The sequence below is a fragment of the Burkholderia sp. AU30198 genome (assembly GCF_020419825.1).
Classification (GTDB): Bacteria; Pseudomonadota; Gammaproteobacteria; order Burkholderiales; family Burkholderiaceae; genus Burkholderia.
This window is the reverse complement of sequence record NZ_JAIZSA010000001.1, coordinates 292,926-307,470: the sequence shown is the minus strand read 5'-3', so window position 1 is coordinate 307,470 and position 14,545 is coordinate 292,926. Positions and strand designations below refer to the sequence as shown.

Genomic DNA, 14,545 nt, shown 5'->3' with positions numbered 1-14,545 from the left:
TGAGAGGCGCATCGGCATCGTGGCCGGGTGTCGCGGTCAGTCCTGCGCGGCTTCCTGCGGCGCGCGCTCGCGCGGCCGCATGTCGCCGTCGAAGTCGTCGAGCGTCGGAAACGCCATCGGTTCGAGCCGGTCGAGCTGCGCCAGATGCGCGTCGTAGCGGTCGAGCACGGCCGCGCGCTCGGCATCGCCGATATACGGCACGTGATAGCCGACGAACGACGGCAGCACGTCGAAGCCCGCGTAGCCGAGCGTGCCGCGCAGCACGTGGCGCAGCATCAGGTCGATTTCGCCGTGCACGCCGTCCGCACCGAACATGTAGTCGCGGCCGCCGCACGTATAGGCGAGCAACGCGCGCTTGCCGCGCATCCCGCCGCGATCGTAGAAGCGCACGCCGCCGTACACCTTGCCCGACACGAGCACGCGGTCGATCCAGCCCTTCATGATCGCCGGCACCGAGCACCAGAACAGCGGGAAGCTCAGGATCAGCAGGTCGCATGCGGCCAGCTTGTCGAGTTCCGCGGCGATGTCCGGCGCGATCGCATTCGCGGCGACGTTCTCGCGCTGCTCCAGCGCGTAGACGAGATAGTCGGGGTTCTTGCGCACGCCGAAATCGGCCGCGCTCGCAACCGGATTCCACTGCATCGCGTACAGGTCGGACACCGTCACGGTATGCCCCTGCGCTTCGAGCGTACTCACCGCGCGGTGCAGCATCGACGTGGTGAACGACTGCGGTTCGGGATGGGCGTGAACGATCAGGACTTTCATGATGGAATGCTTCTCCGCAACGTAACGTAATGGGGAAATCAGACGGACCCGGCTGCGCGCTTGCGCAGCAGCGACAGGCCGATCGCGACGCAGGTCGCGACGAGCAGCAGCGTGGACACCGACGCGATCGCCGGATCGACGTCCTCGCGCATCCCGTCCCACATCCGGCGCGGCAGCGTGTACACGCTCCGGCTCGAGATGAACAGCGTGACGACCAGTTCATCCCACGACAGGATGAACGCGAACACCGCCGCCGACAGCACGCCCGGCCGGATCGACGGCAGGATCACATAGCGCAGCGTCTGCGCGAGGTTCGCGCCGAGGCTGCGCGACGCCTGCTCGATCCGCAGGCCGACGGTCGCGAGCGACGCAGACACGGCCACCACCACGTAAGGCACCGACAGCACGATGTGCGACAGGATCACGGCCGGCAGGCTGTCGAGCATCCCGAGCTCGCCCCACAGCCGATAGAACGCGAGCGCCGATACGATCGGCGGCACGATCAGCGGAAACAGGATCACGCCGCGCACGAACTCGCCGCGCCGCGACGCGACCTTCCACAGCCCGATCGCGCACAGCGTGCCGAGCGTGACCGAGATCGCCGACGACACCAGCGCGATCAGCCCGCTTTGCAGAAAGCTCGACACCCAGCCGTCGTCGTCGAGCAGCACGCTGTAGTGCCGCAACGACAGCGCGCCGTCCGGCATCGACAGGTAGTCGCTCGGCGTCAGCGATACGGGCACCGACACGAGTAGCGGCAGCATCAGGAACAGGATCGCGGCCCACGCGACACCGACCACCAGCGCGCGCCCTGCGGTCATTCGGTTCTTCATCGGTTCGTCCTCCGTTCGAATCAGCGCGCGCCGAACAGCTCGCGCAGATCGACGAAACGCGCGAGCAGCGCGAGCGCGGCCAGGATCGACGCCAGCGGCAGCGACGCGAGCGCCGCCCCGCTGCCCCAGTTCACGAGCTGCAGGATCTGCGTGCTGATGTACTCGGCGATCATCACCGTGCGGCCGCCGCCGAGAATCACCGGCGTCACGTAGAAACCGAGCGAGAAGATGAACACGAGGATCGCCGCGCCGACGATGCCCGGCCGCGTCTGCGGGAAATACACCTTGCGGAACGTGACGAACGCACCCGCGCCGAGCCCCTGCGACGCACGCGCGAGCTGCGGGTCGATGCCCTTCATGTTCGCGTACAGCGGCAGCACCGCATACGGAATCATGAAGTGGATCATCCCGATCACGACGCCGATCTCGTTGCGCATCAGCGGCAGCGGCGCGTCGATCAGCCCGATGCGCATCAGCAGCGTGTTGACGAGCCCCTGCTCGCCGAGCAGGAACAGCCACGAGAACGCGCGCACCAGCACCGACGCCCAGAACGGCACGAGCAACCCGAACATCAGCGCCATCCGCTGACGCCGGCCGACATGCGCCATCGCATAGGCGATCGCGTAGCCGAGCGCGACCGAAAAGACCGTCGTGACCGCGCACACGCGCAGCGTCGTCCACAGCACGCGGTGCACGCCGTGGTTCTCCAGCAGCCGCGCATAGTTCTGCAGGCCGAGCTCCGGCACCGTGAAGCCGAGCCACAGCACGCGCACGAGCGGATAGACGTACAGCACGATCAGCACCGCGAGCAGCGGCACGACGAGCAGCCAGTAGCGGTCGGCCTTCGCACGGCCGAGCGGGACGGAGCCCGCGACGGGAGTAGACAGGGTATTCATGCGGTCACGCTCACGAGGCGGCGGCTCAGGACGACATCAGGTCGGTGTACTGCGCGAGCGTCGCTTCGTAGTGCTGCGCCCACCACTCGGGATTCACCTTGCACTGCTTCGCCCAGTTCTCCGGCGTGCCCGGGTTGTCGGCGCGCAGCGCCTGCGGCACCGCGGCCGTCGCGGCCGGCGTCACCGGCCCGTTGCCGAGCAGCGACAGCAGGCGCACCTGCGGCTCGACGCCCTGCACGAACTTGATGAACTGCCACACGGCGTCGCCCGACGGGTTGTTCTTCGGCACGCCCCACACGTCGCACGACGCGAGCCCCTGCTCCCACGTATAGCGGAACCAGCCGCTGCTTTCGCGCTGGATCACGTTCGCACGCGTATGCCAGATGCACGCCATGCTGACTTCACCGTTGCGCAGCAACTGCAGGCTGTCCGCGCCCGAGTCCCACAGCAGCACGTTCGACTTCAGCTCCTTCAGCTTCTTCAGCGCGCGCGGCACATCGATCGGGTAGACCTTGTCCTTGTTGACACCATCAGCCATCAGCGCGGCTTCGAGCGCGCCGCCCATCCACTTCCACAGCCCGCGCTTGCCCGGAAACTTGCCGACGTTCCAGAAATCGGCCCAGTTCTTCGGCGGATTCGCGCCGTACTTGCGCGCGTCGTAGACGAGCACGTAGCTCAGCAGGTACGACGGCACGCCGAAGTCCGATGCGAGCCCCGGCAGCGCGTTGCGGCCCACGACCGAGTAGTCGATCGGCCGCAGGAAGCCCTGCTTGCCGAGCTTGATCGCCGCGAAGCCGTCGAGGTCCATCACGTCCCAGATCACGTTCCGGTTCTCGACCATCGCCTTGATCTTGCCGTCCTCCGGCGACGAGTCGTAGCCCATCCTGATGCCGCTCGCCTTCGTGAACGGGTCCATGTACGCGGAGCGGAACGCCGAACGCGCTTCGCCGCCCCATGCACTCAGCACGATTTCCTTCGGGTTCGATGCCAGCGCGTCCTTCGCGCCGAGCGACAGCAGCGTCGGCGCGATGCCGGCTGCCGCGCACAGCCGCAGGAAATCGCGGCGGCGCTGCGAGGTCACGGGTTGGAGCTCGCGTGCTTGGTCGAGCAGGTCCTGCAGATGGCGGTTCGTCATGGTGTCTCCTCCAGGGCTGGGCAGCGCCCGCACGCATCTCGTCGTTTCCGGGCACCGGTGAATCGATCGGCGACGACGGCCTGCGCCGCGTCGCGCGGGATGCAGCGTTCGCCGCGTCAGTCGGCCGCGATCCGGCAGGTCGCGTCGCGCTCCCACTGCACGAACACGTCCATGCCGGTGCGCGGCGACGCGAGCCCGCGCCACGCGGGCACGTCCGCCGTCACGCAGCCGAGCGTCGACGTCTCGATTTCGAAGCGGTACGACGAACCGAAATAGCTCCAGTGACGGATGCGCCCCGCCACTTCGTTGTGCGCGCCGCCGCACGACGTCGCCGACACGGCGACCTTCTCGGGGCGCAGCGCGAACAGCAGCGTGTCGTCGGCCCGCGCGCCGCACGCGGGCGCCACGAACCGAGCATCGCCGACGCGATAATGCGTCGCCGCCGCATCGCCGCCGAGCGCGACGCCTTCGATGAAGTTGCTCTTGCCGAGGAAGTCCGCGACGAAGCGGTTGGCCGGTTGCTCGTAGAGCCCATCCGGCGTGCCGATCTGCTCGAGCCGGCCGTCGCGCATGATCGCAATCCGGTCCGACATTGACAGCGCCTCTTCCTGATCGTGCGTGACGAACAGGAACGTTGCGCCGAGCCGTTCGTGCAGCGCCTTCAGTTCGACCTGCACCTCGCCGCGCAGCTTGCGGTCGAGCGCGCCGAGCGGTTCGTCGAGCAGCACGAGATCGGGATCGAACACGAGTGCGCGTGCGATCGCGACGCGCTGCTGCTGACCACCCGACAACTGGCGCGGCAGGCGATCCGCGAGATGGCCGAGCCGCACGAGATCGAGCGCGGCCTTCACGCGCTTCACCGCGTCGGGCCCCTTCTGCTTGCGCACCATCAGCGGATACGCGACGTTCTGCTCGACCGTCATGTGAGGAAACAGCGCATAGCCCTGGAACACCATCCCGAAGTTGCGCTTCTCCGGCGGCAACGCGACGATGCTGCGGCCGCCCACGCGCAGGTCGCCGGTGGTCGGATGCTCGAAGCCCGCGACGATCGTCAGCAGCGTCGTCTTGCCGGAACCCGACGGCCCGAGGATCGTCAGGAATTCGCCGCGCGGAATCTCGATCGACGTTTCCCGCAGCGCATGCACGCTGCCGTAGCGCTTCGACACGCGATCGATCTGCAGGCCCGCGCCGTTCACGATGCGCGCGGCCGATGCCGTGCGCGCCGCCTCCGCTCCGTGCCTCCCCTCCTCCACACCTGCCGACGTCTCCATCACCGCGCTCATCGTGTGTCTCCTGGTCGACTCACAATTGGGTTGAACGTTCATTTAACAGAACTTATACTATGCCGAAATGCGGTCCGCAAGTAGCGGCGACCCTTGCCGGCTCTGACACACCCCGACACACAACAACCAGGAGACAGTGATCAGCATGAGCATCGAGGACATCCGAATCGAACGGCACGACGGCGTCGTGACCCTTCGACTGAACCGCCCGGCGAAGCGCAATTCGCTCGCGCGGCCGCATCTCGACTTTCTTCGCGAGACGCTTGAAGCGCTCGCGAACGATTCATCCGTACGCTGCGTCGTGCTGACCGGCACCGGCAGTGCGTTCTGTGCGGGCGCCGACGTCGACGAATGGGCCGAGGCCGAGCGCAACGGCGAACTCGATACCTACGGGTGGACCGAACGCGCGCACCGTTTCGTGCAGGCGCTTGCCGCATTTCCGCGCCCCACCGTCGCAGCGCTGAACGGCTCGACGGTCGGCGCGGGCACCGACATCGGCTTCGCGTGCGACTTCCGCATCGCGAGCACGGCCGCGACACTGCGCTGCGGGTATACGGGCATGGGCTACAGCCCCGACATGGGCGGAAGCTGGTTCCTGCCGCGCATCGCGCGCCCCGACGTCGCCCGCCGCTTCATCTTCCTGAACGAACGCTGGAGCGCGCAAGATGCGCTCGCGGCCGGACTGGTCTCCGAAGTCGTCGACGTCGATGCGTTCGCGGAGCACGTCACCGTGTTCGCCGCGCGGCTCGCGCAGGGGCCGAGCGTCGCGTTCGGCCATACCAAGGCGCTGCTCGCGCAGTCGCTCACACATACCCTCGCCGAGCAACTGCGCGGCGAGCTGGCAGCCGGCGTCGCTTGCGGTCACAGCGAGGACGGCCAGGAAGCGCTTCGCGCGTCGGTCGAAGGTCGCGCACCCCATTTTGTCGGGAGATGATTCATGGATTTTTCGCTGACCCAAGAGCAGGAAATGCTGGTGACGTCGCTGCGTCAGTTCGTCGAGAAGGAACTGCAGCCCCATGAATTCGCGGTCGATCGCGCGGACGACGTGCCGCCCGAGCTCGCCGATTCGATCCGCCGCAAGTCGCTCGAGCTCGGCTTCTACGCGTTCAACATGCCGGAAAGCGCCGGCGGGCCCGGTCTCGACTACGTGACGCAGGCGCTCGTCGAGCGCGAGCTCGGCCGCACGAGCTGGGCGCTGCACGTGTTCGTCGCGCGGCCCAGCAAGATCCTGATGGCGTGCAAGGGCGACCAGATCGAGCGCTACCTGAAGCCGGCCGTGCGCGGCGAGCGCGTCGACTGCTTCGCGCTGACCGAACCGGGTGCCGGCTCCGACGCGATGGGCATCCGCACGCGCGCGGTACGCGACGGTGACGACTACGTGATCAACGGCAGCAAGCACTTTATCAGCCACGCGGATACCGCCGACTTCGTGATCCTGTTCGCCGTCACCGGCGAGGAGGAAGTGCGCGGCCAGAAGCGCAAGCGCGTGACCTGCTTCCTGATCGACAAGGACACGCCGGGCATGACCGTGCGCCGCGGCCCGCACTGCACGAGCCTGCGCGGCTACCACCAGTCGGAGATCTTCCTGAGCGACTGCCGCGTGAGCGCCGCGCAGATCCTCGGTGAAGAGCATCGTGGCTTCGAGCTCGCAAACGACTGGCTCACCGCCGGCCGCGTGATGGTCGCCGCGAACAACATCGGCCGCGCGCAGCGCGCGTTCGAGATGGCCGCCGAATGGGCCGCGACGCGCCATCAGTTCGGCAAGCGCATCGGCGATTTCCAGGGCACGTCGTTCAAGCTCGCCGACATGCAGACCGAGATCCGCGCGGCGGAACTCGTCACGCTCTATACCGCGCAAAAGCTCGATTTGGGCACGATGACCGACGGTGACGCCGCGCTCGCGAAACTGCTGGCCACCGAAACGCTCGGTCGCGTGACCGATCACGCGGTGCAGATCTACGGCGGCATGGGGCTGATGGACGAACTGCCGATCGAGCGCTTCTGGCGCGATGCGCGCATCGAGCGCATCTGGGAAGGCACGTCCGAGATCCAGCGCCACATCCTGTCCAAGGAAATCCTCCGACGCTACAGCTGACGCGAATCGTCGCGCCGGCGCGCAAGCCGGCGCGCGTTCAGAAAGGACCATCATGACCTCTTCCCCTGAAGCCAGGGATCGCCGTGCCGCCGCCGCGGCCAACCTGCGCCGGCTGCTCGAGCCGGCCAGCATCGCGTTCGTCGGCGGACGCGGCATCGCGGGCGCCGTGCAGCGCTGTCGCGACTACGGCTTTGCCGGCGACATCTGGCTCGTCAATCCGAACCATGCCGAGATCGACGGCGTGCGCTGCCATGCGAGCGTCGCCGACCTGCCCGCCGCGCCCGATGCGGTGTTCGTCGCGGTCCCCGCGCGGCAGGCGATCGACGTCGTGCGCGCGCTCGCCGAACGCGGTGCCGGCGGCGCGATCGTGTACGCGTCGGGTTTCTCCGAAACGGGCGCCGACGGCGCCGGATTACAGCAGGCACTCGTCGACGCGGCCGGCGACATGGCCGTGCTCGGGCCGAACTGCTACGGGCTGATCAACGGCCTGAACGGCAGCGCGCTGTGGCCGGTCGCGCACGGCGCGCCGCGCGTCGAATCGGGCGTCGCGGTGATCACGCAAAGCGGCAACCTCGCGTACAACCTGTCGATGAGCGCACGCTCGGTGCCGTTCGCGTACCTGGCGAGCGTCGGCAACCAGGCGTCGGTCGACATCGCGCGCCTCGTCGATGCATTCGTCGACGATCCGCGCATCCGTGCGATCGGCGTCCATCTCGAAGGGCTGAAGGACGTGCGCGCCTTCAGCGAGGCCGCCGCCCGCGCGCTCGCGCGCGGCGTGCCGATCGTCGCACTGAAGAGCGGAACGTCGGCGCTCGGCGCGCAGCTCGCGATCAGCCACACGAGCTCGCTCGCGGGCTCGGACGCGCTGTACGACGCACTGTTCCGGCGGCTCGGCGTGATCCGCGTGAAGGACCCGGTCGGCCTCGTCGAAACGTTGAAGCTGCTCGCGATCGCTGGCATACCCGAACGCCGCACGCTCGCCGCGCTCGCGACATCGGGCGGTGACGCGGGGCTCGTCGCCGATCTCGGCGACACGCGCAACATCGCGTTCCCGCCGGTCGGTGACGCCGGGCGCGACGCGCTCGCCAACGTACTGCCCTCATACGCGACGATCGCGAACCCGCTCGATTTCACGACGACGCCGTGGGGCGACCCCGACAAGATGCGCGCGTGCTGCGACGCGCTGCTCGCCGACCGCCCCGGCGCGGCCGCGATGATTCTCGACTATCCGCAGGAAGCGACCGGAGAACGACCGCTGTGCGACATCGCGGCGAACGCGTTCGCGGCATCCGCACGCCAGCATGGCGTGGTCGGCGCGGTGATCTCGGTGTTTCCGGACCTCACGCCGCCCGATCACGCGGCACGCATGGCCGCGGCCGGCATCGCGCCGCTGCAGGGGCTCGCCGACGGGATCGACGCGATCGGCGCGGCGATGACCTACGGCGACACGCGCCGCCGCGTGCTCGACGCCGATGCGCTGAACGCGCTGCCGGTGCTGCGGGCCGGCAACGGCGGCGGCAGCGATGACGCCACGACGCTGCATGACGAATGGGCGAGCAAGCGGATGCTGGCCGCGCACGGGCTCGACGTGCCGTCGGCGGAATGCGTCGCGCCCGCCGATGCACCGGCCGCCGCGCAGCGGCTCGGGTTTCCGGTCTGCGTGAAAGTGGTCAGCGATCGCCTGCCGCACAAGACCGAGGCCGGCGCGGTCGCGCTGAAGCTCGCGTCGCCCGACGCCGTCGCCGCCGCGGTCGAGCGGATGACCGAACAGGTCGCGCACTACGCGCCGGACGTGCCCGTCGAGCGCATCCTCGTCGAGAAGATGGCCGACGCGCCGCTGCTCGAACTGATCGTCGGCGTGAAGCGCGAGCCGAATTTCGGTCTCGCGCTCGTGCTTGGCACCGGCGGCGTGCTGGTCGAACTGATCCGCGACACCGCGACGCTACTGTTGCCGGTGCGCGAAAACGACGTGCGCGACGCCTTGCTCGGGCTGAAGCTCGGCCCGCTGCTGACCGGCTATCGCGGACGGCCGAAGGCCGATCTCGATGCGGTGGTGGCGAACGTGATGGCGATTGCGCGCTTCGCGCAGGCGCACGCCGACACGCTCGTCGAACTCGACGTCAATCCGTTGCTGGTGATGGAGCGCGGCGCGGTGGCCGTCGATGCGCTGGTGAGGCTCGACGCCTGACACCCGCCGGCCCGCTCATGCATCGCCCGAGCGGGCCGGCGGCAACCGTGCGCGGCCGTGTGCGAGGTGCTGCGCCGCGGTTCGTTCAATGACGCTCGCCGATCGCGCCGCCCGTGCTCACGCAATCGTCGCCGGGCGCCTAGTGCAGCGCGGCAACGACGTCACCGTTCGACGCAGGCCCAGGCCGGGTCGACGGGGCCGGCCCTGCCCGGCCCATACAGGAGAAACGATCAGAAGTTGTGCCGCATGCCGATACGCGCGGCGGCCTGCGTGCGGCTCGTCGACGGTGTGAAGCTGTAGCCGATCACCGCATCGACGCCGTTCGACGCGCGCATCCAGTCGACGGCCGCATAGACGTCGGTGCGCTTGGACAGCGCGTAATGCGTGCCGAGCGCGACTTCGTGCCAGTGATGGCCTTCGAACGTCGTGTACTGGTAGCCCGCGACGAGCGACAGCGGCGCGGTCGCCTGGTACACGCCACCCGCCTCGTACACGCGCATCGTCGACGATTGCCCGTAGCCCTTGAACGTCGTGTTGCTGAAATCCGCGTTCAGCGTCAGCTTGCCGAGCGTGTACGACGCGCCGATCCCGAAGATCGACTGCGAGTCGATCGAGAACGGCGTCGAATCGTGCAGGTCGGTGACCGCGCCCGTGGCCGGATCGACGGTCGCAACCGTCTGTCCGAGCATCGTCGTCACGCCCATCTGCGCATACGGATCGAGCGCCGCGAGCCGGCGCGGCGCGTTGAGCCGCGTGTAGTTGCCGCCTGCCGAGAAATCGCCGTGCGTGTAGCTCGCGCCCAGGCTCCACGCACTGCCGTCGTGGAAGCTGCCAGCATCGTTGCTGAACGAATACATGCCGCCGACCACGAGCCCGTGGAAGCTGTTGCTGACGAACTTCACCGCATTCTGCAACCGGTCGCCGCTCTGGCGGTCGAAATCGCCGAGGTGCACGCCGTAGCCGCTGCCGAACGCGCTGACGTTGTAGTTCGCGGTGAAATCGAATGCGAAGTCGTACTGGTTGCCGAACGTCAGCGTGCCCCAGTCGTTGCCGAGCCCCACGTACGCCTGCCGCCCGAACATCGCGCCGCCCTGGTTCAGCTTGCCGGTGCCGAGCCGGAAACCGTTCTCGAGCTTGAACACGGCCTTGTTGCCGCCGCCGAGATCCTCGGTGCCCATCAGGCCGACGCGGTTGCCGTACGACACGCCGTCGTCGAACAGGTACGCATGCCCGCCGCCCGTATTGTTCACGTAGGTGATGCCGCCGTCGATGATCCCGTACAGCGATACGCTGCTCTGGGCGTGTGCATAGCCGTGGACCATCACCGACATCATGCCGGCCAGCAGGAAGCGCTTCTTCATTTTCGGTGTCTCCGGTTTCCGCGCGAGGCGGATCGATTTTTCGTTGTGCGTATCGTGCAGATGCGCCGCCCGCCCTGCTTCGCTTCGGCATCGCGGCGCTGGCGAGTATAGGTTTCGTTGAATGAATGTTCAATCTATAGAGAGGCGAATCGGCACCGGTGTTTACACGCATCGGCGATATCTTTATTGAAAAAACGTTCAACCCGTCATAACATCGACCGGCAGCCCCCGCGGACGACGTGCGGGCCCGTTCCGAACCTCGGAGTGCACTGGATGACGACCACCCTCAGCCCCGCCGCCGAGCCGCGCCTGCGCTCGGCCTACGAAGGACAGAAGTCGCGCCCGTACGACCCGGCCGCGCCGATCGCGACGCCGCTCGAACTGCATCGCTGCACCGTGCAGCCCGAGTGGGTCGACTACAACGGCCACATGAGCGAATCGTGCTATCTGCTCGTGTTCGGCGACAGCAGCGATGCGTTCTTCCGCTACTTCGGCATCGACGACGACTATCGCGAGGCCGGCTGCTCGATCTACTCGGCGGAAACGCACATCCGCCACCTGCGCGAAGCGATGCTCGGCGAACCGCTCAGGCTCACGGTACGGCTGCTCGACCTGGACGACCGGCGGCTGCACGTGTTCCATTCGATGCATCACGCGACGACGGGCGCGCAACTCGCGACCGGCGAGCAACTGCTGACCCACGTCGACATGCGCGCGAAGCGCTCCGCGCCGTTCCCTGCCGCGATGCGCCGGCATCTCGACGCGATTCACGCCGAACATGCGCGCGCGCCGCACGAGCCGCATGCGGGCCGCGCGATCGCGATCCGCCGCCTCACGCCCGCTTCACGCTGATCTCGCCGACCCACGACGGAGTGTTCCCATGCAGACGAACGACGCCTGGCGCACGCGCGCCGGCCAGCTCGACATCGATTCCCGCGCATTCGTGGACGGCACGTTCCGCGACGCGCACGACGGCGCCACCTTCGCGTGCACGAGCCCGATCGACGGCCGCACGCTCGCGCAGGTCGCGCATTGCCGGCAGGCCGACGCCGACCTCGCGGTCGCAGCCGCGCGGCGCGCGTTCGAAAGCGGTGCGTGGCGCGACGCGTCGCCGCGCGAACGCAAGCGCGTGCTGCTGCGCTGGGCCGCGCTGATCCGCGAGCACGCGGACGATCTCGCGCTGCTCGAAACGCTCGACACGGGCAAACCGATCGGCGATACGACCACGATCGACATCCCGTCCACCGCGTACTGCGCCGAGTGGTTCGCCGAAGCGATCGACAAGACGGGCGGCGAAGTCGCGCCGGCCGACGCGCATCTCGTCGGGCTCGTCACGCGCGAGCCGATCGGCGTGGTCGCGGCGGTCGTGCCGTGGAATTTCCCCGCGATGATCGCGATGTGGAAATGCGCGCCGGCGCTCGCGGCCGGCAACAGCGTCGTGCTGAAACCGTCGGAGAAATCGCCGCTCAGTGCGCTGCGGCTCGCCGCGCTGGCCACGCAAGCCGAGCTGCCTGCCGGTGTGCTGAACGTGCTGCCGGGCTTCGGCGATGCGGGCGAAGCGCTCGCGCGGCATCCGGACGTCGACTGCATCGCATTTACCGGCTCGACCGCGGTCGGCCACAAGGTCGCGCGCTGCGCGGCCGATTCGAACCTGAAGCGCGTGTGGCTCGAACTCGGCGGCAAGTCGCCGCAGATCGTGCTGCCCGATTGTCCGGACCTCGAACGCGCGGCGCGCACCGTCGCGCATGCGGTGTTCTACAACACCGGGCAGATGTGTACGGCGGGCTCCCGTTTGCTCGTCCATCGTGCGATCCGTGACGAACTCGTCGCGCGCGTGCTCGCGATCGCACCCGAGTACGCGCCCGGCGATCCGCTGTCGCCCACTACGCGCATGGGCAGCCTGATCGATGCCGCGCAGGTCGAGCGCGTGCTCGGCTACGTCGATGCGGGCCGCGACGAAGCGACGTTGCTCGCGGGCGGCAAGCGCGCACGCACCGGGAGCGGCGGCCAGTACGTCGAACCGACCGTGTTCGACTGCCCGCGTGCCGACGCGCGGATCGTACGCGAGGAGATTTTCGGGCCGGTGCTGGCGGTCACGGCGTTCGACGATCTCGATACGGCCATCGCGCACGCGAACGACACGCGCTACGGGCTCGCGGCATCGGTGTGGACGGCCAACCTGACGACCGCGCACGAAACCGCGCGCCGGCTGCGGGCCGGCACGGTGTGGGTGAACGGCTACGAGGAAACCGACGACATGAACTTCCCGTTCGGCGGCTTCAAGGAATCGGGCAACGGGCGCGACAACTCGCTGCACGCGCTGGAGAAATATACGGAGTTGAAGTCGACGGTGATTCGGTTGCGGTGAGGTCCGGGCGGCGCCCGCAGGACGAACCCGCTCCCGTTACCGCATGACCGCCAGGCGATCAGTTTTCACGCGGCTCGGCGAGCCAATCCTCGACCTGTAGCTCCGGGACTCGTGAAAACTCGCGCATGTTATGCGTGACAAGCACCAGACGCCGGGCGCGCGCCTGCCCTGCGATCAGCGCATCGTACGGACCGATCGGGGTTCCAGCCGCGGTCAGTTGCGCACGAATCGCTCCGGCATGCTGGGCATCTTCCGCATCGAACGACACCACCTCGAACTGAAGTGCCTCGACACGCGCTACGTTCGCTGCCGCTCTCTGGCTCTTGTATGCGCCGTAATAGAGCTCATGTGCGACGATCGCCGGCATGCCGAAATCCGCTGGCTGATACGTGCGCAGCCGGGCCAGCATGGCCGGCTCGCCTTTCATGATGGCGATTACCGCATTGGTATCCAGCAGAAATTTCATTCAAATACGTCCAGACCCGGGCGCTCCTGAGCGGCAGGCTCGGTCGTTGCGGCAGCCTCGAAATCGGCGTCGACCGGGCCGATCAGCGGCGTGAGCCACGCCCAGTCTTGCGGCACCGGTTCGAGAATGACGGATGACCCGTGGCGACGAATCCGTACCTCGGTCGTTTCGAAGCGGAAATCCTTCGGCAGACGGACAGCCTGCGATCCGCCATGCTTGAAAATCTTGGCAGTATCCATCCCCACCCCCACCACGTATCTACAAAATGTATCTATTTTAGCAACGATGCGTCCCGTTGACGAGTCATCCCATCGGCATATGGACAACAACCGGCCGGGTGCCGCGGAGCACCAGATTCATTCTCGCCAGGAAACAATCAATCGCCATCCAGCGATTCACCTCCCCGCCCGCACGCTCTAGACTGTCGCATCGCTCCCTTCCCGGACCCACGCAATGACCGACGTCCTGCCGCTGACCACCGATCCCGAGTCGGGCCTCCAGTACCAGCTCCGCCCGGCCGCCGGCCGCCCCGTTGCCCGCCTGTTGCTGCTGCATGGCGTCGGCGGCAACGAAACCAACCTGTTGAACCTGGCCGGCATCATCGATCCGCGCATCGAGATCGCATTCCTGCGCGGCCCGCTCACGTTCGGGCCCGGCCAGTACGCATGGTTTCCGGTGCGCTTCGGCCCGAACGGCCCCGAAATCGACGCGGCCCGCGCCGACGCAAGCCGCACCCAGCTGATCACGCTGCTGCGTGCCTTCCACGCCCGCGATGACGCGGACGCCGCCTTGCCGACCGTGATCGCCGGCTTCAGCCAGGGCGGCATCATGAGTGCGGGCGTCGGCCTCACGTCGCCGGACGATGTCGCTGCCTTCGCCGTGCTGTGCGGGCGCATCCTGCCTGAAATCGATCCGCTGATCGCGCCGCGCGCCGCACTTCGTCCGCTCCATGCACTGATCGTGCACGGCCGCTTCGACGACAAGCTACCCGTCGCGTGGGCCGACACCGCCGACGCGAAACTCACGGCGCTCGGCGTCGCTCACGATACGCGGCTGTACGCGGCCGGCCACGAACTGACCGCGGAGATGGCCGGCGATTTCAGCCGATGGGTCGGCGAACGCGCCGGATTGAACTGACTGTAACGGGGCGCCGGT

14 protein-coding genes are annotated in these 14,545 nt (G+C 67.8%); 6 read left to right on the top strand and 8 right to left on the bottom strand.

Going from position 1 to position 14,545, the window contains the following annotated elements; all coding sequences use genetic code 11:
* Nucleotides 1-36 precede the first annotated feature (36 nt).
* From LGN19_RS01305 to LGN19_RS01285, 5 genes are all read right to left on the bottom strand, one after another.
* Nucleotides 37-765, bottom strand: coding sequence for an NAD(P)H-dependent oxidoreductase (locus tag LGN19_RS01305; protein WP_122949364.1), 729 nt, complete (start codon nucleotides 763-765; stop codon nucleotides 37-39).
* Between the two features lie 38 nt (nucleotides 766-803).
* Nucleotides 804-1,598: an ABC transporter permease gene (locus tag LGN19_RS01300; protein WP_226212921.1), complete on the bottom strand. Its 795-nt coding sequence runs from the start codon at nucleotides 1,596-1,598 to the stop codon at nucleotides 804-806.
* 20 nt (nucleotides 1,599-1,618) lie between these two features.
* Nucleotides 1,619-2,494 carry an ABC transporter permease gene (locus LGN19_RS01295; RefSeq protein WP_226212920.1) on the bottom strand — a complete coding sequence of 292 codons (876 nt, stop codon included), beginning with the start codon at nucleotides 2,492-2,494 and terminating at the stop codon, nucleotides 1,619-1,621.
* Nucleotides 2,495-2,519: 25 nt separating this feature from the next.
* On the bottom strand, nucleotides 2,520-3,629 hold the full coding sequence (locus tag LGN19_RS01290; RefSeq protein ID WP_226212919.1) for an ABC transporter substrate-binding protein: 1,110 nt from the start codon (nucleotides 3,627-3,629) through the stop codon (nucleotides 2,520-2,522).
* Nucleotides 3,630-3,745: 116 nt separating this feature from the next.
* The gene (locus LGN19_RS01285) at nucleotides 3,746-4,912 is read right to left on the bottom strand and encodes an ABC transporter ATP-binding protein (RefSeq protein ID WP_226212918.1); all 1,167 of its coding nucleotides are present in this window, start codon (nucleotides 4,910-4,912) and stop codon (nucleotides 3,746-3,748) included.
* 145 nt (nucleotides 4,913-5,057) lie between these two features.
* Here LGN19_RS01285 and LGN19_RS01280 point away from each other — a divergent pair, with 145 nt between their 5' ends.
* From LGN19_RS01280 to LGN19_RS01270, 3 genes are read left to right on the top strand one after another with little or no spacing between them, the layout of a single operon-like run.
* On the top strand, nucleotides 5,058-5,846 hold the full coding sequence (locus tag LGN19_RS01280; RefSeq protein WP_226212917.1) for an enoyl-CoA hydratase/isomerase family protein: 789 nt from the start codon (nucleotides 5,058-5,060) through the stop codon (nucleotides 5,844-5,846).
* Between the two features lie 3 nt (nucleotides 5,847-5,849).
* Nucleotides 5,850-7,007, top strand: coding sequence for an acyl-CoA dehydrogenase family protein (locus LGN19_RS01275; protein ID WP_122949358.1), 1,158 nt, complete (start codon nucleotides 5,850-5,852; stop codon nucleotides 7,005-7,007).
* A 52-nt stretch (nucleotides 7,008-7,059) separates the two neighbouring features.
* Entirely contained in the window at nucleotides 7,060-9,195 is a 2,136-nt protein-coding gene (locus LGN19_RS01270; RefSeq protein WP_226212916.1) for an acetate--CoA ligase family protein, read from the top strand.
* Between the two features lie 230 nt (nucleotides 9,196-9,425).
* Here the strand turns inward: LGN19_RS01270 and LGN19_RS01265 are convergent, their stop codons facing one another.
* Nucleotides 9,426-10,556, bottom strand: a complete 1,131-nt coding sequence (locus LGN19_RS01265; RefSeq protein WP_226212915.1) for a porin — start codon at nucleotides 10,554-10,556, stop codon at nucleotides 9,426-9,428.
* A 273-nt stretch (nucleotides 10,557-10,829) separates the two neighbouring features.
* Between LGN19_RS01265 and LGN19_RS01260 the strand changes: the two genes are divergently transcribed.
* Together LGN19_RS01260 and LGN19_RS01255 are read left to right on the top strand one after the other, a co-directional pair.
* A complete protein-coding gene (locus LGN19_RS01260; RefSeq protein ID WP_226212914.1) occupies nucleotides 10,830-11,408 on the top strand; it encodes a thioesterase family protein in 579 nt (192 codons plus the stop codon).
* A 28-nt stretch (nucleotides 11,409-11,436) separates the two neighbouring features.
* Complete coding sequence (locus LGN19_RS01255; RefSeq protein ID WP_226212913.1) at nucleotides 11,437-12,924, top strand: aldehyde dehydrogenase; 1,488 nt, start codon at nucleotides 11,437-11,439, stop codon at nucleotides 12,922-12,924.
* A 58-nt stretch (nucleotides 12,925-12,982) separates the two neighbouring features.
* Here the strand turns inward: LGN19_RS01255 and LGN19_RS01250 are convergent, their stop codons facing one another.
* Complete coding sequence (locus LGN19_RS01250; RefSeq protein ID WP_122949353.1) at nucleotides 12,983-13,390, bottom strand: type II toxin-antitoxin system VapC family toxin; 408 nt, start codon at nucleotides 13,388-13,390, stop codon at nucleotides 12,983-12,985.
* Entirely contained in the window at nucleotides 13,387-13,629 is a 243-nt protein-coding gene (locus LGN19_RS01245) for an antitoxin (protein ID WP_043179333.1), read from the bottom strand. The genes LGN19_RS01250 and LGN19_RS01245 overlap by 4 nt, the downstream gene beginning before the upstream one ends.
* 214 nt (nucleotides 13,630-13,843) lie before the next feature.
* Here LGN19_RS01245 and LGN19_RS01240 point away from each other — a divergent pair, with 214 nt between their 5' ends.
* Nucleotides 13,844-14,527: an alpha/beta hydrolase gene (locus tag LGN19_RS01240; protein WP_226212912.1), complete on the top strand. Its 684-nt coding sequence runs from the start codon at nucleotides 13,844-13,846 to the stop codon at nucleotides 14,525-14,527.
* Nucleotides 14,528-14,545 lie beyond the last annotated feature (18 nt).